Source organism: Citrobacter europaeus, from assembly GCF_037482245.1.
Taxonomy (GTDB): domain Bacteria; phylum Pseudomonadota; class Gammaproteobacteria; order Enterobacterales; family Enterobacteriaceae; genus Citrobacter; species Citrobacter europaeus.
This window is the reverse complement of record NZ_CP148085.1, coordinates 18858-41752: the sequence shown is the minus strand read 5'-3', so window position 1 is coordinate 41752 and position 22895 is coordinate 18858. Positions and strand designations below refer to the sequence as shown.

Here is a 22895-nt window from a genome sequence, read left to right as displayed (position 1 = left end):
TTTACTTCGGATTGAATTTGTCGTCGCTTTCACTTCTGAATTGCATTTCATTTTTACTATTATTTTGCTCACGAATCAAACGATGTTTCTCGTTTTGAGCATACGCCTGCTGAGCGGCATCTGTGAAGGTAATGCCCTGCGCGACAGGGTGATTGTGGTTCACAGCTGCATCGACGATACGATTACAGCACAGTTCCTTAAACTCGCCGTCACCATCAACACGAACAGATTTGGCTTTACCAGCAATCGTTAATGCAATTGCAAGGTCAGCCGTTTTCTCTTTGTCGATTCCATTACTTTCTGTCAGCACAATATGACCACGATCAGCCGCTACCGGTTTACCGTCGCGCTCAAAGATAACAGTACCGTCTTTCAAAAGCCGTGGCTTGACACCATGACGTGCTGAGGCCATTACGGCCACATCATCACGATCATGACTGGTGATGGCGTTAAAGGTACGGTTGAACCCGATCTGCTCAACCAGTTGCTGTTTATACTTCTCCTTCTTCCTGGAGGAATAGGCAAAGCCCCTCATTTGGCTGAGCGCTGCCTTATCACCCTTCAGTGCTTCCTGTTCGACCCACTCCCGGTAAGAAAGCCGTGGGTTAGCCGCCCTGAAGCCGTTGCGTTCTTCACGCAAGCTAAGACGCAGATTGGCAACCGCCTGCAGGCGTTTGAACTCAGCCAGGTTGTACATCAGCTTTCTGGTATGAGGATCTGAAACAGAATGCCGGACGTTATTTTTCACCAACCGGGTATGTTGGGCAATTTTCCGGTATTCATCGGCGATGCGATCCTTATCCGGAGAATATATCGGTAAATTGTTTCGGTAGGCGCGATAGCGACCCTTGAGCAGCATTCTTTCTTCTGCGCGCTCAATTTTACGCTGCAGACGTTTATTGGCATCTCGACGATAAGCACCAGGGGTATATGCGGTTTTAAATACCGATACTTTGGCCGGTTCAATATGTGAAGGCTGGTATTCACCAAAGCGCTCTTCCATCGACTTCAGGGTATATTGCGCCTTGTTAAATACCAGACTCGCCTTAACAGCCGTCTTCTGGTTTTGATGTTCGTGGGTAATGACGTAGCCCTTTTTCCCCTGTGCTTTTTCGACACGAAGACCGATGTCTGCAAATGTCTTATGCACATCATCCCAGCTTTTGGCTTCACGAAGCCCAGCTGAAACATGGATCAAGTTTTGACGACTACCGCCTACCTGTTCATCACCAACGATATAGCGATAGAGCGTTTCAACCCCCTCTTTATTCTCCATCTTGTTGATGCGATCGAGTGAGCGCCAGTTGCCCCGCTCTTTCTTGCTGTGAGGGTTCCGGACAATCTGTTGACGGTCATTAACCACATATGCACCGTTTGAATGGGACCAACCATTCTTCAATTCCAGTAAGCGGCACGCCTGATGAAGAGTGTCTTTGGTAAAGCTCGATGAGGCTGCTTTATATGTCTGGGGATTGATGCGGTTAACAGCAACATGCACATGCAGGTTATCTGTATCCCGGTGGATGGCAGCAACATACTGGTGATCGGACATGCCCATCGATGCCAGTGTAAACTTCACCGAATCGAAAACCTGATCATCATTCGGCTTTTCATAGTCAGGCCATGAGAGAACATAGTGCATAACTGGATCTTTACAGCGTGTGCTTTGCTGAGAAACTGAATTCATTTCCTGTGCTGCACCATCGAGCGAGAAGGTATTGTACTGGCAGGTAACATCACCAACCACAACACGCTGTACACCTGGCTCAACATCCACCGGTGTGCTGATCACTTTCTGCTTACGGGTCAGGTAATTGTTTAACCCTTCGAACATATCTGATTTAACAGCCAAAGCCGTCTCAGGAGTAGGCTGAACTGTATCAGTCAACTCCTGAGACGGCTTGTCTGCCATGTACTTAATCAGCTGACCAAAGCTGGACTTTTTGTCCCTTCGGCCCTCAATGATTTTAGGTATCACCATCCATCTCCTGTTGCAGTTTCTGTGCGGCCTTTTTGACCTCGATCAGAATCTCTGAATACTCCTTGCTATGAACTCCGGCACCTTCGTTAAACAGATGTTTTTGAAGGGCTGTTATCTTTACAAGAGCGGCAAGTGCATTGTAATTGCCTTTCGATTGAATGCGCTTTCCAAGCCCAGATTTGATAAGATATTGACTAAGACTAAGCCCTGCTTCATGGGCCTTTTCGGTGAGTTTAGCTTTCACTTCTGTGGAACATCTCACCTGGATTCGATCGTCTGTTTTTCTGCTCTCGCTACGGCTCATCAGATAGCTAACCTCGTTAGGGGGTGTCGGGGCTTGCCCTGACCAAGACGTTTTTGGACGGCCGCCGCGTGTCGGCGGTACTCCAAAAACACATCTTGTCCCGTACTTAAATACCTCATTGAATTCTACCATCGGCGAGGTTTGAAAGCCAGCAGCGAAGGGCCTGGCAGGCAGAGCAATTGAATCGTGCCGGGCATCATGTAAAATCACCCGAATAGCCTGGGTCGATTTTCTCCGGTTCGGCATGGCGATTTTGACATTATTGGGAGGGCATATGCCTGCAAAAAAGAAAGCATTTTATAGCAGTGAGGACATCGGAAAATTCAAAAGCATTCTCGACGACTTGCCTGATGTGACGTCGGAAAGGCTTGAGAAAAAGCACGTACTCGACGAGCTTAAGTCTGACATTAAGAAGCTGAAAGATTCGAAAGGATATGAAGATAAAGAGATACTGAAATTCCTCAACGATGCGGGTTTTTCAGACGTTACATTACGTGATATCAAGGACATTACTGCCGGACGAGTTGGAAAAAAAAGAACCAGCAACAGCCGAAAAAAAATCACTGGAGTTGACGAAGAGCAGCGCACACAAAATAGCTCTACCGCTCAGAATCCTGACGCTTCAGGTCCGCAGTATTAACCTTCACCTTTCACATATAGCATCCCACATTATGATATAGCTCCCGGCCTGTCAGGCCGGGCATGGGTGCTGCCTGTTCGTGTAATTGTGCGTGCATACTTGTCACCGTTCCGGTGACAAGGGCACTCATTGGCCGGAAAAAAATTTTCCGGTTCCGCTGCGATGCAGCGCTCAATGGTGCGCACGTTCAGGGCCACGATCCGCCCTTGATCCCGATAAATTTACAGGGAAAGGAGTCCGGGCAAGGATATTAAAAAGGGGCGCATACAGCGCCCCTGAGACAGTTACAGATTACATTGCGGCTTCTTTAATCCGCCGGAACACTGCCAACCAGAAACGGAAGTGATCCCATTGCGCTGCGTTCATCGGATGCGACTTTGTTTGCACTCCGTTTGCGACATCTTCAGCATAGTGTATAATCCACAATGGCATTTTGAACCTCACAATTTAAATTGCCTACCCAGCCGGATTGTTGGCGCAATCCGGCACCTTTTCTGGATTTCAATGATTCATCACCTCCTTCACATCCAGAACCAAAAAGTTATCGTTAGCGTGACGCTGCCCTACGATGAAAACAGCATCAAAGCGACTTACTGCAACTACGTTTAGTTTGCCTGTAACCTCCTTTCCGTTGATGTTGATGGTTTCATAGAGCACCTCGTATTCCTTCGCAGAATCGGAATACTTCTGCTCTTTCCAGTTTTCTATCTGTGCGATCAGCTCCGGGGCCAGCTGCTGACGAACACGGTTTAGTTCATAGTCACGATTGAGAATCAGGCGGTAATCTTTAATTAGCTGGTTGATAACCTTGTTCTCATCCCACTCGGATAGCAGTGGGCACTGTTCGCACTGTATAACACCATCTTCAATCAGTTTTTCTCTGATGCCATTAACTACCTGTACAGCACTTAATTCACTGTCGTAGTTCTTTTTAATTTCTTCGCTTCCCGGATATACCATAGCGACATCATTAAAATGGCTTACGATTAATTCTGACACAATAAGGGTATAAACCTCATAAGGGTATAAGGCCGCCATAATATTCTCTCCACGTTATTTACAGAGCGTTTTAATCAATATCCACTTTTAAACTTCACGATTATTATACGTCTAATGAGCCATTTCAGGCAAGAAAAAAATGCCCCTTTTCGAGGCAAATTTTTAACCGGTTTACCACTCCCAAACGGTCAGTTCTGGCACCTGTTCCGCATCCCGGTCAAACCAAATCCAGTCGAACCCGGCACCATTTAACGCGGCTATATTATCCAAAGCACTTGCACTGATCCCCGCCCTGGTTAATTCCACTCGCCATTGTTCAGTAGCAGAAATACGCAATATCCACCCATAGCGATTTTTCTCGATCCAGAACAAACCTTGACCGGACAAGTCATCGTTACAGACCTTGTCCAGTAGTTCCGCGTCTTCTTTTTTTACATGGCCGGTACTGACGACCGCCACCCGATATTGTTCACTGATATTCATACTCCCCCCTCTGGATTGGCGGCCCGCGTCCTGCGGGCCGTTCTAACTCAAATACTCACTGCGGGTAATCATTCATATCCGGGAACGGCGGTTCATCATGATTTTCAATGCCTCCCTGGCCTTCTGCACTGGTGTTACGTGGCCCAGCTCCCGGCAGCATCTGCATTTCGCCGTTATTATCGATCACAATTTCCTTATTGCTGCGCATTTTGCCGTCTGTCCCTTGCCATTTGTTATTACGAATGCGCCCGACAAAATACAGCATCATACCCTTTTTGAAGTACTTCCCAGCTGCTTCGGCTTTCTTTCCAAAAATGACAATATCATGCCATTCCGTTTCTTTTTGCTCCTTCCCTTCGTTGTCGCTGTAGCTGATTTCTGTAGCCAGCGTCAGGCTCGCAATGGCCGTTCTGTTTGGGGTGTAACGCACTTCTGCATCTTTGCCAGCACGCCCCATCAGAATCACTTTGTTTTCGCCACGTTTCCACATAATACACCTCATATATTTGATGTTTATCAGTAAAAAATGGGAGGATTAAGGGGGATTTCTCCCCCTCTTTTTCAGTAAAACTTCACGTTCGATTTCAGGGCTTTTTCAAAGTCTTTTACAAAGGAATTTGCAAAAGTGTAATCACGATGAATAAGCTGTTTTGTTTTAGGATTTCGCCACTCAACCTGCACTGATTCGGCTGAGTATTCGATCACCTCGATTTGATTTTTCACACCGAGATAATCAGCAATTGCCATTACGGCATTCACTTTTTTTTGGTCTGCTTCTTTCATTTCAACTCCTTCGCCAGTCGGGGCGCTACCGCGAAAGACTCAACTGCCTTTCGATGTAATAATTATACGTCTAATGAGCCATTTTATCAACTCATCAGACGTATTTTTTTTATTTAATTTTGTTCAAATATGAACATCAAATGATGCCAGACATCTAACCTAATGGCTTGAATTTGGCCTTGTTGTAGGTGATCCGGTAGTCTTTGCACTTCCCGTTCTGCCGCAGGAACTCCAGCGAGACAACGTTAGCAGCGGCAAAATTGATGCACATAATGCTTTCCAGCGCCTCGAACAGGTCGGCTCCATTGGCAAGCGGAAACCACAGATCGTTGTCGCTACCGCTTAATTTTTCATGCAGACAGAAATGCACAGCACGCACGCCGCCAAATTCCGTAACCAGCACCGTATTGCTGGCGCGAATATCAGTTAGTGTTAACATTTTTCCCCCTGTCAGTATTGGCCCCCTCACGGGGGCCGCCGTTTCAGTCAATCGCGCGGTAAATCAAACCGGCTTCGGCGTGCTGGTCGGCATATAATTTGAGCTTTTCCTGCTGGGTGATCAGCATGTCGCAGATGTGCTGATAGCCTTCATCATGTGCGTGCCAGATCATGTGGTTCAGGGTGAACAGGGTCAGCACGATACCGGTAGCTTCTGCGGACAGTTCCCCTTCGAACCAGTTACCGCTAACCGATACCGTGAAGCGCTCTGCGCTCAGTGGGTACATGAAGCCGCTACCGCAAGACAGTTCGACGAACTCCCAGGAACCGCCTTGATAATCGACGCAGAGAGAGCGTGCGAGGTTGTAGACACCGGCCTCACCTGTGAGATACCAGGCGCCGAACAGACGTGGCAGAAAGGCCATGCGGCGGTTATTGGGGATAATGCGTGCAGTGATGGCGGGTTGATTCAGTTCAGTAGACATTTTCTGTACTCCTGCGCCAGTCGGGGCGCTACCGTCGAAAGACCGGATTGCCTTTCGATGTGATTATTATACGTCTAATGAGCCATATTAATCAAGCAAAAAATTCCCGCCTGCCTGAATATTTTCAGGCGGGAGAACTCTTTCCCCTGTCCATTTTTGGGGGCAGGATCACGCCTGCCCCCTTCTGATTCACATGATTACTATGACTTTGTTTCAGCGTTAAAGTGTACGGCGGCGATCCTGACCAACGGGATCACCGCGCTTTCTTCATCGAGCACACGAAAATTTATCGCTTCCCCCAGGTGCATCAGGTTAGCGATAAAATCAACGATGATTTCGGAAACCGGGTGTCCGTCGCAGTCCTGCTCATTCAGGCGCGCAAACAGCGCCAGCGCCTTAGCGGCCTTGATTGCCCGCTCTTCGTTTTCTTCGTCCATACTGCCGAAACACCATTGCCCCTTTTCAATCAGGGCCAGCGTGTCGTAATAGGCTTCATTCTGGGACATGTTTTTTCCTCCTGCGCCAGTCGGGGCGCTACCGTGAAAGTTCGCTGCGTTACTGCGTGAATTAGCCGTTAATCACCTTCGTGATGCACTCCAGCGCCTCAGACTCCTGCGGATAAAGTCGGCGTGCAGCTCCTTCACCAGACTGGATTTCTTCCAGCCGGATAAACTGCGCCGCCAGCGCCACGACTTTTTGCAGCGCCTCGGCATTGACCTCTATTTTTCGATCGCGGGCGGCATCTTCGCGCACCTGCTTTGCCAGGCTCCAGACGGTATCTTTTCCGACGCCATAACGGCTGTGTGAACTGCATTCCGCGATTTCTGCCAGAACGGCTTCGGCCTCATCGTCAGTGAGGTTCATATCACTGGTGCAGTCATGGACATCTTCAGCAGTCCAGATCAGCAGGCTGATCCGCTGCTGTGGATCAAAACTATCGAGAAGCCTTGCGCAAATTTCATTTACGTTACCGTGCATTGTAAAACTCCTGCGCCAGTCGGGGCGCTGCCGCGAAAGACCGGATGCCTTTCGATGTGATAATTATACGTCTAATGAGCCATATTAATCAAGCGATTTTTCACGCTCATAGCTGCTACAGGCAACGCTGTAGCCGTTTGCATCCAGTTCTGAAGGCCAGTCGTCACGCCCGCAACCTGACAGCAGGCAGGCGCTGAGGTGCCCAGGGCGATAGTCGAGATGCTGGCATGAGGCGCAAAGGTCATCATCTGAGATTGAGCGGCCTGCACAGATAGGCGGCGCTCCATCAGTGGGAATTTCTCGAATATGCAGCGTTGTCACTTTTTTTACTCCTGCGCCAGTCGGGGCGCTGCCGGTTAGGGATGCAGGGGGCTGTCGCCCCCTGCGGCGGTTCAGTCCTTACCTTTATCCTTCATGACTTTAATCAGCCCGGTAATGGCTGTAATGAGGGCGGCCACGGCCGTGATAATCTGAGGGAGGTTATGGAGGATTTCAGAAGAGGTCATAATGCACCTGTAAGGCTGTTTAGGAAGGTACTGATTTGAATCAGTAAAAACATTATACGTCTAATGAGCCATATATGCAAGCAAAAAAACGCCCCGTGTAGGGGCGCTGTGATTATTTTACATACTGCCAGACATGCGGCGGGATCTTATCCCAGATGCGTCCCGATGCCAGCTCTGCGCGGCGATGGTCGGCGGCAGCCTCAAAAGCCTCGGTGTCCTCCGGCGGCACCTGTCCACGATCCCGCATGGATTCGTACATTTTTTCCAGTGTGTCCGGGTTACGACTGCGCCGAAAACGGAGAAGGTAAAAACGCCTCCGCGCCTGATAAACTGTTTCCGCCATGTATCTGCGTCCTGAGCGCCTTGTTATTTCGCATAGTATTCACGTTTTGGTTGAATAAGTCTTCGACTATACGCCCCTTGCGGGGCGTAGCAGGCGGTCAGCCCCAGGTGCTGTAAAAATGGCTTTCGTTAGGATCGGTCTTATAAGCCTGTTCGTACTCGTCAATGCTGACAGACGGATGCTCATGGTTTTCACAGATGCGACGGGTCACGGGTTCGCCTTTAAAGTCGTTCAATACCGGCTTTAACTCGCCAGACATTGCACTGTCTGCTTTCACCTGCTGCGCAGCGATGCGGCGCAGTACGGCGGTTTTCTTACCGCGCAGGGCGATCACCTGATAAAAACAGGTATTTGTCTGCTCATAACCCCAGCTGGAAACAAAAACATCACCAAGAGAAACGGAGCCGTTACGGAACTGAAGGGATTGAATAGCCATATTTATTACTCCTGCGCCAGTCGGGGCGCTACCGCGAAAAGCCTCATTGCCTTTCGATGTGATTATTATACGTCTAATGAGCCATATTAATCAAGCAATAAATACATGCCCGGCATGATTTTTTCAGGCCGGGGAATACTTCCTTTCCCTGTTTATATTTCAGGCCGCAAATGCGGCCTGCCGTCTGCATTACACGCGAGGGGGTAACATTCCGGGATAGTGACTGGCAACCAGATTATTGATCTTCTCAACCAGCTCCGGGCGTTTAAACGTAATGTGCGCGCTGCCCTTTTTGTAATATCGCACGCTGAAGTAATCACACTCGAACACCTTACCGTTGAACTGGTTTTCACTGAAAAAGGCATCCAGTTTGGCACCGTCAGAAACGCGGTAATCAGGCACGTTACGCCCGTCCAGCACGTAGAACGGCCGCGCCAGATCGTCAATTTTGGTGTGCCCGTCTGAGCTGAAGCGCACCCAGCTACTGCGCCAGACATCGAGCAACGGCGCGATGATGATACGCTTGCCAAACATGCAGGGGTTATTGGTTTTATAATCCCACGACAGGGATTTAAAGATATCAATCAGCCCTTGCGTGAAAGTATCGGCCTTGCTTGCGTTCAGGTGCCGGAACGTACTCATAACGTTCTCCAGCGTTATCGGCGGCATTTCCTCGCCTGCCACCTGCCGATCCCATTCCTGACGTTGTTTGTTGCTCATCAGCGTATACATGCCGGTTTCCGACATCAGCCGATCCCAGATTTTTCCGTCGATAACGCGGGAAATAGCCGTTTCGGCCTGGTCTGGTCTGGTGTCGCTCCATTTGATCGCGCTCTCTACGGCTTTGTCGTAGTCATACAGGTACTGACAGCCTCCGGCCTGCTGCATCAGATCGCGCGCTTTTCGCAGCTTGTCTATGCCGTCGAGATAGACGCGAATACCTTCATTCCGCAACGAGATAATGCGCTCAATAGCTATGGACGGGATCACTTCACCGCCATGCTGGCAGGACATCAGATCGACCGACGGGAGAGTTTTTTCAGATGACATTTCAGACTCCTGCGCCATGCGGGGCGCTACCGTAAGGGGTGAACAGGGCTGGCAATGCCAGCCCATCAATGATTATTTGCAGCGCTGAAGCAGTTTACTGACCTGCTCGGCCAGCGCATACGTGGACGCATACGGGCCACTTAAACGACGGTTAGGGATTTCGTTGAGGGCATACAGGCACGCCTTCAGCAGCGCATCTTTCTGCGTTTCCAGTTCAGCTTTAAGCTGGGAGGGGGTCAGTGCTTTACTCATAATTTGTTACTCCTGCGCCAGTCGGGGCGCTACCGCGAAAAGCCTTATTGCCTTTCGATGTGATCATTATACGTCTAATGAGCCATAACAATCAAGCGTTATCTGATTAATTTTCTTTGTTTTTTCCTGAACTCCTTTCCCTGTAAATTTTGCTTTTCAGATCCCCATCAGCCCGATGAAGGTGCTTTGCCGGCATGGTGCAGGGGTTCAGGCATCAGACACTAGCGATAGCCCGAAACCCCGCAGGGGGTTCGGCGGAGCTGCCAGGCTTTGCCTGGCTAGCGGAGTGTGGCTGACGACTGCCCGACGGGCAGGAGCCGAAGGGGCCCAGAGGTGTTTTAGTACGACAGGCCAGCCAGAAAACGCCGGCAACTGAGCAGAAATGAACAGGGAAGACACGCTGTGCGGGCGTCAAAATTAAGTTAACTTGCAGACACCAGGGCGGGATCACATCAGAAAAGGCCAGAATAGGGGGCAGGACTCGTCAAAGACATAAAAACGATGATGGGTACAGGTTTTTTAAATGCGCGCCCAGAGAGCGGCTCAGCGCGTTTCAGGGCAATACGGGTTCGATGCCCGTATTGCCCTGCAGGCGGCAACCACCGCGTCAGCCTTCAGCCCCGGCCAGATAGCGGCTTAGCCCCTCACGGGAAGCCAGCACCGACGCTCTGAACTGCGGTTCGCCGTCACCCAGCGCCTTCAGCTTCTCCACGATATTGATCATCGGCACGGCTGTGCGCTGCTTATAACTCTCGATGTCAGCAGCATATTTCAGTAATGCCGTATCACTCGCCTCTTCAACTGGCAGATAAGCACGCAACCACAGCGCATCTGCGAACGGGTCTATCAGCTTTTGCAGCGCTTCAGCCGTTGCTTCAAGCGCCCGCCGGTCAGTTTTAATGGTGCCAGTCTCCGGATCAACACACTTCCCTTCCCAGCACTCAGGTACAAACGACTCCCGATAATGAAAACCGTTGTCTCCGTTTTCCGCACAGGCCAGAAGGTTCTCGATGCTTTCAGGTGTTCTGTGCCGTAACATCCTGGCCGTTGCCATACCGATCGCATTTATCATGATGCCATGCAGTCCCAGCGCCTCCTGACGGTACTCCGCAGCGATATCATCCTGGGCAATATCATTCCAGCGCATCGCCTGTGCCCAGGCAGTCCAGAGCTTTTCTGCCATATCACGCTGTTGCGTCGAGGGAATGCTGTTGGCCCGCAGGTTGAGCATTTTTTTCGTCGCATCGTTCAGTGCTTTAAAGCTGATCAGCCGTGAGCTTTTCGCCGGGACCACGTTGTGTTCAAAATCCACTGTGCCCGCCAGCCCGGTGACGGTTCGGGCCAGATGCATTGCCAGCTGGTTGACCGGATCATTGTTGTTATATGCCATACTGATCGCCGCTGCCGGTTTGCTCGCGTTGTTATTAATATCAGCGAAAAACTGCTGGCGTAACTCAAGTGGCAGGCCAACGGTAAGCAACAAGCTGATCGTATCTTCCGTATTGGAATAATCGCGTACAAATTCAAAAATACCCAGCGCACGGTGCTGGCCATCGAATAATTTTAAATCAGCGTCCATCGGAATTTTAAGAATCCCGGTGATGCTGCCAACTTACTGATTTAGTGTATGATGGTGTTTTTGAGGTGCTCCAGTGGCTTCTGTTTCTATCAGCTGTCCCTCCTGTTCAGCTACTGACGGGGTGGTGCGTAACGGCAAAAGCACCGCCGGACATCAGCGCTATCTCTGCTCTCACTGCCGTAAAACATGGCAACTGCAGTTCACTTACACCGCTTCTCAACCCGGTACGCACCAGAAAATCATTGATATGGCCATGAATGGCGTTGGATGCCGGGCAACCGCCCGCATTATGGGCGTTGGCCTCAACACGATTTTCCGCCATTTAAAAAACTCAGGCCGCAGTCGGTAACCTCGCGCATACAGCCGGGCAGTGACGTCATCGTCTGCGCGGAAATGGACGAACAGTGGGGATACGTCGGGGCTAAATCGCGCCAGCGCTGGCTGTTTTACGCGTATGACAGGCTCCGGAAGACGGTTGTTGCGCACGTATTCGGTGAACGCACTATGGCGACGCTGGGGCGTCTTATGAGCCTGCTGTCACCCTTTGACGTGGTGATATGGATGACGGATGGCTGGCCGCTGTATGAATCCCGCCTGAAGGGAAAGCTGCACGTAATCAGCAAGCGATATACGCAGCGAATTGAGCGGCATAACCTGAATCTGAGGCAGCACCTGGCACGGCTGGGACGGAAGTCGCTGTCGTTCTCAAAATCGGTGGAGCTGCATGACAAAGTCATCGGGCATTATCTGAACATAAAACACTATCAATAAGTTGGAGTCATTACCAGAATCCCCACTGCCGGCGAGAGTTCGCTGGGAAGGAATTCAACATGACTATCAATATTTCCGGTAATTGACGGCAAAATATAGGGAGCTCGTTTTGATGTTGCGCCGGCAACATAATTCCGTATTTTTTTGGCCCGCGTTTTGTTCGCTTCTCGCTGGCTGCGATCCATAACATCGCCATCATTGTCCATTGCAAGAATACGACGTAACACGACCATAGGAACCGTCAGCATGTATTGTTCTATGCCGCCCTGTATTCCGCGTGTGGCCGGGACTCTGAAAAAATAGTTATCAGTATTCATAATATTTCCTTCGTATATCCGATACGTTCAGGAAGCACGTTTGCGCGTCGGTGTTTTGCGCTGCTATTTCCAGATCGGCGGTAAGCCGGCATCGATGCAAAGGACGCACCAGACGGAATACGCGATGTCACTTTCTCCGTTCACCCAGCGGCGCACCGTTCTGCCGTTCACGCCGACATGTCGCGCCAGTCCCTCCTGACTCAGGTTGAGCACATTTTCCAGCAGATAGCGGAGTTCATCCCCCGTCGGCGGGGTCCATTTATCAGCGGGACGGAAACAGCTTTCGCGGATCGCGCCCACGTTAAGCGGCACGGTATATTTATTGCCCATAGCAAGCCTCCAGAGCCGGCCGCACCACTGTGCGGCCGCGGTTATCAAATCAGACCATGTTCAGCAAAAGAGTAAATATCGCTGCCGCCCACAATCAGGTGATCGAGGACTTTGACATCAACCATCCCCAGCACCTGCGCCAGACGCTCGGTGATCAGCTTGTCAGCCTGGCTGGGTGTAGTGTTAGCGGAAGGATGGTTATGCGCCAGTACCACGGCGGCGGCATTATGATGCAGGGCGCGTTGCAGGACGATACGCGGATGAACGGTGACGCTGCTGATAGTTCCCTTAAACAGTTCTTCAAACGCAATCACGCCGTTGTGGCAGTTAAGAAAGAACGCGCAGAATGATTCGCGTGGTTCTGCAGCAAGACGAAACCGCAGTAAGGAACGCGCGGCGTCGGCGCCGGTGATAAAATCCGTTGTGGTAATTTTACCGGCAATAATGGCGTCCGCCTGGCGGATAATGTTGAGTTCTTCTGCTGAAAATTTCATATATTTCCCTCGTTAGGGGACCTGAGCACCATGCCCGGCCACAAATATATAATAGGACATTTTGTCCTAGATGTAAATACAGTGAAATATAAAAAAGCCCGATTTAACGGGCTTTTATGGTCTATTTCTGTCCCCCTGCAATAACTTCCAGTTCCGTCTCTGAAAGCATAATTTTCAGGCAGGGTTTGGTACGGCTGAGAAGTTCAATCGACCTCGGATCGAGCTCCAGGGATTCGCAAAAATCATCTCCGCCACAGGCATCACGCATCCGGTCCCAGAGCTCGTCAAAATCCGTTGTATCCGGATTAAAACCATTGGCGTAACAGACATTGTGCATCCCATTACTGTTTTTCTCACCTTTCGCCGCCATCACATACACGCCATGATCTTTGACAAAAAGAAGCGGGCAATTAAAACGCTTAACTTCAGCAATAACGACGTTGAGCATAGGATCAGTAAAAACAAGTTCTGATTGCATGGTCATAGTGTATTTACTCCCTGAAAGCTATTTGTTGACCGCAGCGGCGGTGAGAATGTCAGAAAGCGACCCCAGCAGATATAATTCGGTGAGCTCGCCTGTTTCATTCAGAATAAATAGCCCTGCAGGTCGGCCATTATGAAAAATAATGGCTTCATGCGATTGATGTAATTCACACTGACACAGCGAGAAATAAATAAGTGACCATTCAGGGGAAATAACGGTTTTATTGCCATGTTCCCGGATATAGCGGGCAACATCAGCCTGTTGCTGAGAATTGAGAGCAGTCATAAGGTGACTCCTGCGCCGGTCGGGGCGCTACCGTCGAAAGACCGGATTGCCTTTCGATGTAATTATTATACGTCTAATGAGCCATATAAATCAAGTTAATTTTGTTATTTCCCTGGTTTAAGGAGACTCTTTCCCCTGTAAATTTTGCATCACAAGCGCACCGTTCGGGCGCTGCAGGCGAATAATATCGTTCTGGCGAGCGTCTTTTTCCCGGATGATCCGCCAGGTTTCGGTGACGGCGCCGGCTGGCTGATACAGTCTGACCTTCACCTCGGAACGCTCTGCAGACAGCACAATGCAGCCTTTCTCATCTTGTGCAGCTGCGTGCCGGGCTTCATCTTTTTCCCGCGGACAGTCATCAAATCCTGATATTCGGACCGGGTGGCCATCGATATCAACCTGATAGCCGGGCGAAATCACGGGCACGGGCTGTGGCACATTCGGGAAATAATCAGCCAGATCACACCCTGTCAGGGCTACGGGCACAAGGCAGGCATACAGCATTAACATTCGGCGTGTGGTGATCATAAAGGGTCCTCTCTGGTCGCCGCGGGCCTTATTTCGCCTTCTCAACCAGCTGCAGTGACGGATGCTCACCGGCCAGAAGTAACAGGAAATTGAATTCCCCGGTCTTGAGCTTTACGCCGCGCTGAGCAGCCTTTTCTTTGGTCTGCCATGACGCCGGTTTATAGCCAAACAGCGCTGCAATTTCAGCGTGCTTCAGCCCCAGCGCCAGACGCAGGCGGCGAACGTCTTCGGCCGTGGCGGGATCTTTGACCATATCATCAGGACTGAATGCCCTGTTCAGGCGGTAATCAGGATGCACGCCGGCGATCAGCATCAGCATGTTATATTCGCCTGGGCGAAGACTGGTCTTGTTGTACTGGCTGAGATCGTCGCTGATAGCTTCCTTACGCTGCCAGGCGCGCAGTTCGTACCCCATGACAGCCCCTAATGCGGTTTCAGTCATGCCCATTTTTTCCCGGAGCGTCTTCACTGTTTCCGGCTGCGGAACGACGCTAACCATCTTAATCATTACCCTTCTCCCAGAAGTCTGAATTCAGAAAAATTTTCACCTGGCGCGTGCGGGGATAGTCCTGGTGCTTCAGCCCCTCCCGCGTGTCAGACAGGTACTGCGTTTCCTGCTGCACCTTGTTGATTTTGCCATTCCATTTGCGGGCCAGCGCCCGGTAACTCCCGTTCTCCAGCTGATAAACTTCAAACGTATACTTGTTCGGACCGCTCCAGCCTTCGTTGTAATAGACCTGTTTCATAGGATCTGCCTGATCGATGCGCCCCGTAAACATGACATCCCGGCTGCATTGCCTGAACCAGTAACCGCGGGGCATAGCCGGTGGCCGGTCGCTTATTTCCCGTCTGGATAGCGTGCCGAAAGGCTGTGAGCGCAGGTGACAACCTGATCTCAGGTCAATCTGGCATGGCGTGTTGTGCAGGGACCAGCGCCGCTGCCGCAGACAATGGCTCAGGGTGATCACAGGAACGACACGGGAAACGAACAGGGGGAATGATTGCATGGTTTTACTCCTTCGCCAGTCGGGGCGCTACCGAAAAATGAGCCTTGATAATACGACGAATGAGCCATATAAATCAAGTTAAAAATCAGGCGGCAGAGTTTCTGCCGCTGCTGTAGGTCAGTACCGTGGAGCCACGTCCTTTCCTTCGTCCCATAAACGGGAAAACTCGTTCACGTAGGCTTCAGTTACTGCAGGCGCGCCGCTGATCAGCACCACATTTTCCGCATTACGACTGTCTGCGCTGGCGCTGAAGTTAAACGAGCCGGTCAATACGGCGCGGCGGTCAAAGACCATGAATTTATCATGCATGGCCTCGTAGTTATCGTTGATCCGCACCGCCACGCGGTTATTGGCCAGAAAGTTCACTTCGGTGTACCGGTTGTCGTTCGCTTTGCGATCGGCCACCACCACCACCGATACGCCCCGTTTTTTTGCGGCACGCAACGCGCCGGCAACAGGACGACTGGTCAGGCTGTACGCGGCAACCAGAATCTCATGCTGCGCGTGGTCGATTGAATCCAGAACCAGATTTAATGCGGTCCCGCCGGGTGAAAACCCGGTTTTCACTTCAGTCGCAGCTTGCGCCTGGACATCGCCGGCAATATTGCCGGCCGCTGTTACCGGGTTTGCTGCCACGGCGCCGGCGATGAGGGTCAGGGTTAACAGCACATATTTTTTCACGCAGCCCCCTTAATCATCATCCGGGAACAGATGCTGGACGTTCTTACGGGTTTCTTCCAGATTCTTATCCTCCGGTGCTGCCGGTTCGGGAGCCACGGCGGGACTGTTTTCCGGCGCAGCGCCGCCTGCCGGCGACACCGTATTGCTGCCACCGCCGGTGGCCTGCAGAAACGCCTCAACCAGACGCGCCATTTCTCCTGTATCCTGCTGCGGCAGCGTACTGCTGATGATCCGCTGAATATCCTGCATCGTGGTGCTCTCCGTCAGGAATTCAGCGATCAGGAACGGCAGGCGTTCGTCCTGCTTCATCAACGCGGCACCACAGAGCATCATGGCGCGCATCGCGCGGCCACGCTCTTTCTGAGGCAGTTTCTCAAGAAAGCCGTCGGCTACCCGGTCCGCCGCATTGCGCTCCGGGTAGATATAAAACGAGCACTTACGGTTATCAGTCATACTCAGCCCTTCATTGCCACCATACCCAGAACCAGATCGAATTGCGGGTTATCACTGACGAAGAAACGATCGTCACTCACCCCCGTGGCCTGCTTCACTGCGCCGGCGACCAGGCTGGCACCGCCACCGACAACCATGACGTGCGTGAAGCCGGCAAAGCGGCCAACTGAATCGGTGACACGGTGCGTCAGGGCTTTTTCCCGCTCATGCAGTACCTTCATCACCTGGGCCCGCTGGTCAGCATTCTGGAGGTAACGGGAAAGAAACGTTTCGTCATTTCGCGCCTGGATCAGACGGTCGGCAAAATACGAACTGGTACGGGTGCTCACACTGGTATCCAGTGCATGTTTTACGGCTTCGGTGATGATGGATACGCCGGTTTTAGGATCGCAATGCGTCTTGGTGAATCCGGACATTTTGCTGCGAACGTGCGCGATATCCAGCGTGGTTCCACCGATATCCACAATCAGCAGGGAGTCCAGATCGTCCAGATCCTTCAGCACACTGAAGCCTGCAGGGACCGACTCTGGCAGTACGCTGACTTTACGCACGGTAAAGCTCTCACGCCCCTGAACGGCCACCGCGCGCTTCACGTTCGCTTTTTTCCGCTCGATGTTGGCCATATTAGGCTGATCGTTTTCATCCAGGTACTCGCCCAGCGGCAGCGTCACCACAACATCAACCGGCTGCGGTTCAATGCCAGACTGCATCAGGGCATGGTGGATAGCGACGACATTCACATCACTGTACTGATAGCGTGTTTCCGTGGTGCGCACGGCATCCGGGCTCAGCTGGTCAAAGCTGTACTTTTCCCCGTCAATTTCATAGTTGGCGGAAGCCGGCACCGATGAATCTGTCAGCAATGTCATGGACCATTCGGGCTTGAAGCTGTTCGGACTGATCAACGTTTTCACTGCGCCTTCTTCCATCCAGGCCAGTTTGATGTTGGTGGAACCGTCATCAACAAAAATACGCATTTTGAACCTCACATTATTTAGAAAAAAACCGTAGAAATCAGGAAAAATACAGCTTTCAAATGGATTATTACGCATCTCTGCTGACGTGTAAAGACAAAAAGATGCACCAATATAGAAAAATACAGAAAAATACCGAATAAAAATCAACAAAAGACGGTCAGACCGTCCTGAAAACGGTCTGACATAGAAAGAAAAGGGATTTATTTAGATTTATACGGAAATATCAGGGAGGGATACAGATTATTCCGGGAGCGTTAAATGACTGTCTGGCAGGCTGAATCGGACGCCATACTGACGACCAACATCGAGCGCAAACACGCGCGTGTAGGTTTCTGTGGTTTCCAGCCGGGAATGCCCGGCATAAGCCTGTACAACTTTCAGCGGAACCCCATGCTGGATCAGGTGCATACAGAAGCTGTGACGGAACGTGTGGCAGGTAACAGGGATACTAAAAGTGACAGAGTCACGTTTTGCGAGGTCCAGTGCCTTCCTGATCCAGTTACGCGGCGTGTTATCACTCTGCACCGGCCAGAGCAGCTGCTGTTTACCAATACGCAGGGTGGTCAGAAATTCACGCACCTTCCTGACATATTGAGGATCGGTCAGAGGAACAAGACGGAACACCTCTTCATCCTTGCCCGGCCTGCCGCGGCCACGCTGACGCTGTTTAAGCGTCTTCAGCCGGACAAACGGCCGGGAACCGTCAAGCTGAAAGCTGGCGCCGGTCAGCGCCAGCGCCTCATTAATACGCGCGCCCGTGTTCCAGAGGGTATCGAAAAGGACCTGCTGGCGCAGGTCTGGCACATACCGCAGAAACACCGACACCTCCGGGGCCAGCAGGTATTTGGGTAAATCAGCCTGGCTGGCCATCTCCCGCAGCGCCAGCGCATCGGCATAATCGAAGTAGGCATATGTCACGCGCCCGGTCCCGATGGCGTCGCTACGTGAATTCTGGGAAATTTGCAGGGGGAAAGTGTTCAATTTTTTAAAATCCGCTAATCAGCCGTCAGGCGACTGAATTTTATGAAATTTCTCGCTGAATTCGACCGCATCCTGCATATCAAACGTCATACTGCGGGTGGAGGCGGTCGAGCTCCAGCTTTTCCCGCCTTCGATTCTGTAAGGGGGTAGGGTCAGTCCGCGTAAAGGCTTGTCATGCCGGGCTGCAAAAACCAGCTGCCCGGCAGATACTTTTAACATCATAGCAAACATATCCGCGCTGATTCGGCGGCCTTTCAATCCACTCATAACAACCTGTAACTGAATCCTGTACCACGACTTTTGTTGTAAATCTGCTGACCAGACTGACCTTCATCTTCACTGAATACCACCATACGGCGGCCGTTAGTCAGTGAATCCATTTTACGCTGTGCGCCATTATCGTCATAACGCACAGGCAGGCACGCACCTTTATGGCTGTTTTCACTCTCGACGCGGAACACCCTTACCCTGACGGCGTTCTTCCGCACCTGGTCAGGATCTTCACCACTGACCACGCCCGTCAGTTTCTGAAGCGTATCTGCCGGACTGCTGTACTCAGCCTGGCTGAGATAGCGGCCGTTCGGGGTTAACCAGAAATCCTGGCTGTCACTGACACGGTAGGTTTCGCCGTGGCTGGCGATGCCTGAGACGTTACAGAAGCGGTCATAATCGGTGGGCTGTCCGGGGAGCATGGCGCACCCTGTCAGCAGCAGTGCCGGCAGGGCGGCGACGTATCCTTTGAATTTCATGTTGTCTCCTGTTCAGGATGAACCATTTCGGTCGGTGGCCGGTATCCCGGATACGGGATAAACGGCGCATCGGTGGCAATAAGGTCTAGCAGCTTCTGGCCACTGACCAGGATCATGCGGCTGTCTCCGCGAATGAGCGATTTGGTGCCTTCGCGCGTTTTGCCGGTATGGCAGAAAAAACCGCGGGCACCGGTGGCGTTCAGCAGGTCGCTGAAGTCACGGACGTGGCCAACGGCAATATAGCTGGTATAGCGTTTGGCCTGGATAAGCCAGGTCTGGCCATCAATCTTCACACGGCCATCAATCCCGCCGTCACCGGTATACCGGCGGTTACGGATCACTTCAAAGCCCCGGCGTTCAAAGCCTTCAAGCAGCAGCTCTTCGAACACAAACGGGTCAATCTTGCGCAGATAGGCAATTTTCTGCCCGAAATGCGGAAACGTATTAATTTTATCGATCACACGTACCGCGCTGGCCTGTTTCCGTTCGTGCCGGCGCCGGCGTCGCCGTGTACCCTGCCAGAGGCCATACAGCAGGATACCCGCAAGGATAAAAGAGCCGACAACATGGATGGACTCATTCATTATCGATCCTCAGCACTTCATACTTCAGCTGCCGCAGCAGCCTGTCTTTGCTCATGGTTTTCAGGGTGGGCCATTCCGCTTTCAGCGTCAGCGCGACGGTGGCAAGTTGTATGGTCCGGGGTACTGTCTCACCGTCCTCATATTTTACCAGGCTGGTACGGCTGATACCGAGCTCAGCCGCGGCGCGTTCCTGGGTCCAGTTCAGGCCCCGTCGCCACAGGATCAAGTCAAAGCCGGTCAATCCGCCGCACTCCCATGCTCAGTGCCGGGCTTCGTGCCGGCGGGTACGGCCTCTTTCCCCTGTGCCTTTTTTTCCGCCGGGGCCGGGTAGGCCGAGGCCAGTTGTGCCCGGAAATCACGCCACGCTGACAGCCAGAGCGCATCAGATACCTGGTCAGACGACAGATTAAGGACCGCATTGCGGTCACGCCAGTGGCTAAATGTCTGAGCCGGAAGGCCGGCACGCCGGCGCAACTGCTGCTCGTCGAAATAGGCACACTGAACCAGGAGGTGTCTGACGTTCTGCGGGACAACTTCATCTCTGGCCCCTTCCGGCACAGCCAGCATCCCGGCGCTGCATATACCCTGAATGCCCGCCTCGGTATAAATCTGCTGCAGATTGGTATCATCAACCTGCGCAGCGCCGGCGGTGTGCGCCACAACCAGCATGATGCCGGCAATAAGTGGTTTCTTTATCATGCGTACTCAGCTCCTGGCCGAATCCTGGTGGACTGGCCTGTTATAATCTGCCTGTATTTATAGCCTGAAAATGTTCATATTTGAACATTTTTTATGTATATTATTTCCGCAAATTCGCCATAAACACAACAGGAGACGCGATGGATATCAACTACTACGATAAACATCAGGAAGAATTTGAGGCGGTCACGCTGGCGCTGAAAGCCAATCTGGAAGAAGTTTGGGGCAGCAGCCTGAAAAATCAGGGGGAAAGCCTGGATGATCAGGTGACGTATATGAAGCTATTTGAAGAGCTGCAATACAACCTCAATCCGTACTACTTCAAGGAGAACACCTCAGCAAAAGAGATGGATGAAGATAAAGTAGCGGCCTTTGTGGCCAGAACCCGCGACTATAAGCACGGCATTACCATTAAATCCTGGCCGGGACGCCCGCAGAAATGGCTGAAAGGCCGAATCAAACCTCTTCATCCTGTGGAAGGCACAAACCTGTGCTGGATCGACACGTCCAACATTGTGCATATCGGTGCCGATAGGCAGTTTGACGATCAATATTACCTCACCGTGACCACACAGAACGGTCAGAGTTACCGCGTGAATGATGTCCTTCTGCCTGGACGCCTTCTGGATGCCGCTCATGAAGCCCTGTTCAGGGCGCTGGATTCAAGCACTGGCGGTAATTTCTGATACGGAGTTGCACCACGTTTATCGGGTACTTATACTGACAGTGATTAACAAATTAATTTTCCGTTTACTCCGACAGAAAGTTAAGTAGTAAAAACGTCTAGTAATTAAAAGGAGCCCTTCCTCACCAGTTGGGCTCCTTTTGTATATCCTTATTCATTTCATCAAATGTCGGTCCGAGAACTGTCCGCGGCCAGTTTCTGAATTGCACTGATCTCATCTCCGGTCAGCTCAGCACGACTGTCCAGCTGCTGCACGTTTTTGCTCCGGACCTCCCAGAAGTAGTACAAAAAGAATGCCTCGCATGTTCATGACTCTTCTCCCTGTTCGTTTTCACCTGCCCGGTATGCCCGCTGCCCCTTATAACCCAGCAGGGATTCGCACATCAGGTCAGTGATGCGTGCAATAGCGAGATCCGCATTGTCAGCACGCAGGGAAATCACGGCCGTTTCGCCCCGGTTCGCGGCATTCCAGACGCCAGGCAGCAGCGTCTGGAACCGGGCCCGGTCATCCCCCTCCGACAGCAGGGCCATTTCCGGTAGCCGTTCGCGGATCACCGCTTCACTGGCCTGCCGCAGGATATCGTCACGACTCCAGATGCACAGCGTTGCCGGTCCGCTGCGCATGAGGATAGTAGCAGCGTCAGCCATACTCAGTGTGTCCAGCTTCAGCATCTCCATGCCCGGCCGACGCAGCACAAATCCTATGGGCCGGCGGTACTTGCCCAGCTGCAGCAGATCGTCGTCTGTAAGCAGCTCCAGGCCACGCTGCAGAACCAGATGAAGCACGTCCGCTTCTTTGACCGGGCGGATCAGGTTTTGCCTGGCATTTGCCCGGACGGTCAGAACTTCAATACGATGCCAGAGCTCGTCATTAATATGCTTGGTGGCCATCAATCCTCTCCTTTACGGGCACGAATATAAATCAGCGTCACAACCACAACCGCGCCTATGGCCCAGCTAATCGCGGAGTAACCCTCCGGCATGTAGATCATGACCAGCATTGCCAGCAGTAAATATATAACGGCAGAAATCACCCCCTGACGCATCATAACCCCCTCTCTGTTAAACATTGTTCACTGGCCACCGGAATGCTCCCCGCCGACATAAAACCGTTTTCCATCCGCCGCTTTGCCCAGGCATACGGTTTGACCTGTGCTTAGCTGGCCGGCATCCATCATGAACGGCGCGCCCGGACCGCGAAAAACGTCCGTATCGAGGGCGGCAGGTTCGCCGGCAGCGACCGGCCGGACCATGCCCATATCGTAGCTGTCCGGCAGGTTATCCGGCAGGCAGGCCTGCGTGTAGTCGTCCGCGACCTTCTGCGCCTCTTCCTGCGTGGGGTAACGACCCAGCACGCCGGTGATCTCTTTCTTCAGTCCGAAGCCGTAGCCGCGAACCTTGTACGCTTCATATTCCATACCATTCACTCCGCTTGCCGTTGTTTACTGAATAACCACACTCTAATAAATTAGGTTTCATTCGTATATTATAAATATTTAGATTTAGCACTAAAAGCTAATTTAATAAAGCAACACACCGGTAATCATCACGCTGCGTGACGACCGCACGATTTACCCCGCCGGATGATTTGCGCCCTTATCTTTTCACCCTGT

General features: G+C 51.7%; 39 protein-coding genes. 3 read left to right on the top strand and 36 right to left on the bottom strand.

The features are described 5' to 3' along the window. Position 1: 1 nt before the first annotated feature. Together traI and mobA are read right to left on the bottom strand one after the other, a co-directional pair. A complete protein-coding gene (gene traI / locus WHR59_RS24340; protein ID WP_004187323.1) occupies positions 2-1981 on the bottom strand; it encodes a TraI/MobA(P) family conjugative relaxase in 1980 nt (659 codons plus the stop codon). After that, positions 1968-2495 carry a plasmid mobilization protein MobA gene (gene mobA / locus WHR59_RS24335; RefSeq protein ID WP_172740549.1) on the bottom strand — a complete coding sequence of 176 codons (528 nt, stop codon included), beginning with the start codon at positions 2493-2495 and terminating at the stop codon, positions 1968-1970. Before mobA ends, traI begins: the two co-directional genes overlap by 14 nt. A 34-nt stretch (positions 2496-2529) precedes the next feature. Between mobA and WHR59_RS24330 the strand changes: the two genes are divergently transcribed. Next, the gene (locus WHR59_RS24330) at positions 2530-2925 is read left to right on the top strand and encodes a hypothetical protein (RefSeq protein WP_019725163.1); all 396 of its coding nucleotides are present in this window, start codon (positions 2530-2532) and stop codon (positions 2923-2925) included. A 501-nt stretch (positions 2926-3426) separates the two neighbouring features. On the opposite strand, the gene WHR59_RS24325 is transcribed toward WHR59_RS24330, so the two are convergent. The 14 genes from WHR59_RS24325 to WHR59_RS24260 form a co-directional block, all read right to left on the bottom strand. After that, positions 3427-3963, bottom strand: coding sequence for a hypothetical protein (locus WHR59_RS24325; protein WP_004187332.1), 537 nt, complete (start codon positions 3961-3963; stop codon positions 3427-3429). Positions 3964-4095: 132 nt separating this feature from the next. Further along, positions 4096-4407, bottom strand: a complete 312-nt coding sequence (locus WHR59_RS24320) for a hypothetical protein (protein ID WP_004187333.1) — start codon at positions 4405-4407, stop codon at positions 4096-4098. Positions 4408-4462: 55 nt separating this feature from the next. Then, positions 4463-4897, bottom strand: coding sequence for a single-stranded DNA-binding protein (gene ssb, locus WHR59_RS24315; RefSeq protein WP_019725164.1), 435 nt, complete (start codon positions 4895-4897; stop codon positions 4463-4465). A 71-nt stretch (positions 4898-4968) separates the two neighbouring features. Next, positions 4969-5190 carry a hypothetical protein gene (locus tag WHR59_RS24310; protein ID WP_004187336.1) on the bottom strand — a complete coding sequence of 74 codons (222 nt, stop codon included), beginning with the start codon at positions 5188-5190 and terminating at the stop codon, positions 4969-4971. A 154-nt stretch (positions 5191-5344) separates the two neighbouring features. Beyond that, the gene (locus WHR59_RS24305; protein WP_004187337.1) at positions 5345-5629 is read right to left on the bottom strand and encodes a hypothetical protein; all 285 of its coding nucleotides are present in this window, start codon (positions 5627-5629) and stop codon (positions 5345-5347) included. 43 nt (positions 5630-5672) lie between these two features. Then, the gene (locus WHR59_RS24300) at positions 5673-6113 is read right to left on the bottom strand and encodes an antirestriction protein (protein WP_015059999.1); all 441 of its coding nucleotides are present in this window, start codon (positions 6111-6113) and stop codon (positions 5673-5675) included. A 200-nt stretch (positions 6114-6313) separates the two neighbouring features. Then, positions 6314-6619: a hypothetical protein gene (locus tag WHR59_RS24295; protein WP_004187339.1), complete on the bottom strand. Its 306-nt coding sequence runs from the start codon at positions 6617-6619 to the stop codon at positions 6314-6316. Between the two features lie 61 nt (positions 6620-6680). Next, entirely contained in the window at positions 6681-7091 is a 411-nt protein-coding gene (locus tag WHR59_RS24290; protein ID WP_004187342.1) for a DUF1380 family protein, read from the bottom strand. An 84-nt stretch (positions 7092-7175) separates the two neighbouring features. Next, the gene (locus WHR59_RS24285) at positions 7176-7412 is read right to left on the bottom strand and encodes a hypothetical protein (RefSeq protein WP_011154457.1); all 237 of its coding nucleotides are present in this window, start codon (positions 7410-7412) and stop codon (positions 7176-7178) included. A gap of 297 nt (positions 7413-7709) precedes the next feature. Further along, the gene (locus WHR59_RS24280) at positions 7710-7940 is read right to left on the bottom strand and encodes an Hha/YmoA family nucleoid-associated regulatory protein (RefSeq protein WP_004187345.1); all 231 of its coding nucleotides are present in this window, start codon (positions 7938-7940) and stop codon (positions 7710-7712) included. 97 nt (positions 7941-8037) lie between these two features. Beyond that, positions 8038-8376, bottom strand: a complete 339-nt coding sequence (locus WHR59_RS24275) for a hypothetical protein (protein ID WP_004187354.1) — start codon at positions 8374-8376, stop codon at positions 8038-8040. Between the two features lie 189 nt (positions 8377-8565). Further along, positions 8566-9426, bottom strand: coding sequence for a DUF4942 domain-containing protein (locus WHR59_RS24270; RefSeq protein ID WP_015059998.1), 861 nt, complete (start codon positions 9424-9426; stop codon positions 8566-8568). A 72-nt stretch (positions 9427-9498) separates the two neighbouring features. Next, positions 9499-9678, bottom strand: a complete 180-nt coding sequence (locus WHR59_RS24265; RefSeq protein WP_004187364.1) for a hypothetical protein — start codon at positions 9676-9678, stop codon at positions 9499-9501. Positions 9679-10285: 607 nt separating this feature from the next. Next, positions 10286-11257, bottom strand: coding sequence for a DGQHR domain-containing protein (locus WHR59_RS24260; protein ID WP_019725165.1), 972 nt, complete (start codon positions 11255-11257; stop codon positions 10286-10288). 73 nt (positions 11258-11330) lie between these two features. Here WHR59_RS24260 and WHR59_RS24255 point away from each other — a divergent pair. Next, positions 11331-12028, top strand: a protein-coding gene (locus WHR59_RS24255; protein ID WP_095033700.1) for an IS1-like element IS1B family transposase whose coding sequence is annotated in 2 segments (ribosomal slippage) — positions 11331-11580 and positions 11580-12028 — 699 coding nt in all. Because the reading frame shifts where the segments join, the coding sequence is not laid out codon by codon here. Here WHR59_RS24255 and WHR59_RS24250 read toward each other — a convergent pair. The 17 genes from WHR59_RS24250 to WHR59_RS24170 form a co-directional block, all read right to left on the bottom strand. Further along, a complete protein-coding gene (locus tag WHR59_RS24250) occupies positions 12022-12345 on the bottom strand; it encodes a DGQHR domain-containing protein (protein ID WP_019725063.1) in 324 nt (107 codons plus the stop codon). The two genes, WHR59_RS24255 and WHR59_RS24250, sit on opposite strands and share 7 nt — an antisense overlap. 63 nt (positions 12346-12408) lie before the next feature. Next, entirely contained in the window at positions 12409-12675 is a 267-nt protein-coding gene (locus WHR59_RS24245) for a helix-turn-helix domain-containing protein (protein ID WP_004187367.1), read from the bottom strand. Positions 12676-12719: 44 nt separating this feature from the next. Then, positions 12720-13169 carry a JAB domain-containing protein gene (locus WHR59_RS24240; RefSeq protein WP_004187369.1) on the bottom strand — a complete coding sequence of 150 codons (450 nt, stop codon included), beginning with the start codon at positions 13167-13169 and terminating at the stop codon, positions 12720-12722. Between the two features lie 121 nt (positions 13170-13290). Then, complete coding sequence (locus WHR59_RS24235; RefSeq protein WP_004187371.1) at positions 13291-13653, bottom strand: DUF3085 domain-containing protein; 363 nt, start codon at positions 13651-13653, stop codon at positions 13291-13293. A gap of 21 nt (positions 13654-13674) precedes the next feature. Further along, positions 13675-13938, bottom strand: a complete 264-nt coding sequence (locus WHR59_RS24230) for a hypothetical protein (protein ID WP_004187372.1) — start codon at positions 13936-13938, stop codon at positions 13675-13677. A 117-nt stretch (positions 13939-14055) separates the two neighbouring features. Next, positions 14056-14466, bottom strand: a complete 411-nt coding sequence (locus WHR59_RS24225; protein ID WP_004206907.1) for a hypothetical protein — start codon at positions 14464-14466, stop codon at positions 14056-14058. A gap of 28 nt (positions 14467-14494) precedes the next feature. Next, positions 14495-14974, bottom strand: a complete 480-nt coding sequence (locus tag WHR59_RS24220; protein ID WP_004187375.1) for a hypothetical protein — start codon at positions 14972-14974, stop codon at positions 14495-14497. Further along, complete coding sequence (locus WHR59_RS24215; RefSeq protein WP_004187377.1) at positions 14967-15473, bottom strand: hypothetical protein; 507 nt, start codon at positions 15471-15473, stop codon at positions 14967-14969. The genes WHR59_RS24220 and WHR59_RS24215 overlap by 8 nt, the downstream gene beginning before the upstream one ends. Positions 15474-15590: 117 nt before the next feature. Further along, on the bottom strand, positions 15591-16154 hold the full coding sequence (locus WHR59_RS24210; RefSeq protein WP_019725065.1) for a phospholipase D family protein: 564 nt from the start codon (positions 16152-16154) through the stop codon (positions 15591-15593). A 9-nt stretch (positions 16155-16163) separates the two neighbouring features. Continuing rightward, on the bottom strand, positions 16164-16607 hold the full coding sequence (locus tag WHR59_RS24205) for a plasmid partitioning/stability family protein (RefSeq protein WP_004187380.1): 444 nt from the start codon (positions 16605-16607) through the stop codon (positions 16164-16166). 2 nt (positions 16608-16609) lie between these two features. Then, positions 16610-17584 (bottom strand): plasmid segregation protein ParM, encoded by a 975-nt coding sequence (locus tag WHR59_RS24200; RefSeq protein ID WP_004187382.1) that lies wholly within the window; start codon positions 17582-17584, stop codon positions 16610-16612. A 240-nt stretch (positions 17585-17824) separates the two neighbouring features. Beyond that, positions 17825-18565, bottom strand: coding sequence for a tyrosine-type recombinase/integrase (locus tag WHR59_RS24195; protein ID WP_004187383.1), 741 nt, complete (start codon positions 18563-18565; stop codon positions 17825-17827). A gap of 18 nt (positions 18566-18583) precedes the next feature. After that, entirely contained in the window at positions 18584-18832 is a 249-nt protein-coding gene (locus WHR59_RS24190; RefSeq protein ID WP_004187387.1) for a hypothetical protein, read from the bottom strand. Then, the gene (locus tag WHR59_RS24185) at positions 18829-19314 is read right to left on the bottom strand and encodes a hypothetical protein (protein WP_004187390.1); all 486 of its coding nucleotides are present in this window, start codon (positions 19312-19314) and stop codon (positions 18829-18831) included. Before WHR59_RS24185 ends, WHR59_RS24190 begins: the two co-directional genes overlap by 4 nt. Next, positions 19311-19898 (bottom strand): restriction endonuclease, encoded by a 588-nt coding sequence (locus WHR59_RS24180; protein ID WP_004187392.1) that lies wholly within the window; start codon positions 19896-19898, stop codon positions 19311-19313. Before WHR59_RS24180 ends, WHR59_RS24185 begins: the two co-directional genes overlap by 4 nt. Next, entirely contained in the window at positions 19891-20139 is a 249-nt protein-coding gene (locus WHR59_RS24175; protein WP_004187394.1) for a helix-turn-helix domain-containing protein, read from the bottom strand. The genes WHR59_RS24180 and WHR59_RS24175 overlap by 8 nt, the downstream gene beginning before the upstream one ends. Continuing rightward, positions 20136-20597: a hypothetical protein gene (locus WHR59_RS24170; RefSeq protein ID WP_004187397.1), complete on the bottom strand. Its 462-nt coding sequence runs from the start codon at positions 20595-20597 to the stop codon at positions 20136-20138. Before WHR59_RS24170 ends, WHR59_RS24175 begins: the two co-directional genes overlap by 4 nt. A 140-nt stretch (positions 20598-20737) precedes the next feature. Between WHR59_RS24170 and WHR59_RS24165 the strand changes: the two genes are divergently transcribed. Continuing rightward, positions 20738-21283, top strand: a complete 546-nt coding sequence (locus WHR59_RS24165) for a hypothetical protein (protein ID WP_004187400.1) — start codon at positions 20738-20740, stop codon at positions 21281-21283. Positions 21284-21588: 305 nt separating this feature from the next. Here WHR59_RS24165 and WHR59_RS24160 read toward each other — a convergent pair whose 3' ends face one another. From WHR59_RS24160 to WHR59_RS24150, 3 genes are read right to left on the bottom strand one after another with little or no spacing between them, the layout of a single operon-like run. Continuing rightward, a complete protein-coding gene (locus WHR59_RS24160) occupies positions 21589-22173 on the bottom strand; it encodes a hypothetical protein (protein WP_015059997.1) in 585 nt (194 codons plus the stop codon). After that, positions 22173-22331, bottom strand: coding sequence for a hypothetical protein (locus tag WHR59_RS24155; protein ID WP_004187405.1), 159 nt, complete (start codon positions 22329-22331; stop codon positions 22173-22175). Before WHR59_RS24155 ends, WHR59_RS24160 begins: the two co-directional genes overlap by 1 nt. Before the next feature lie 24 nt (positions 22332-22355). Continuing rightward, positions 22356-22700: a hypothetical protein gene (locus WHR59_RS24150; protein WP_004187406.1), complete on the bottom strand. Its 345-nt coding sequence runs from the start codon at positions 22698-22700 to the stop codon at positions 22356-22358. Between the last annotated feature and the right edge of the window lie 195 nt (positions 22701-22895).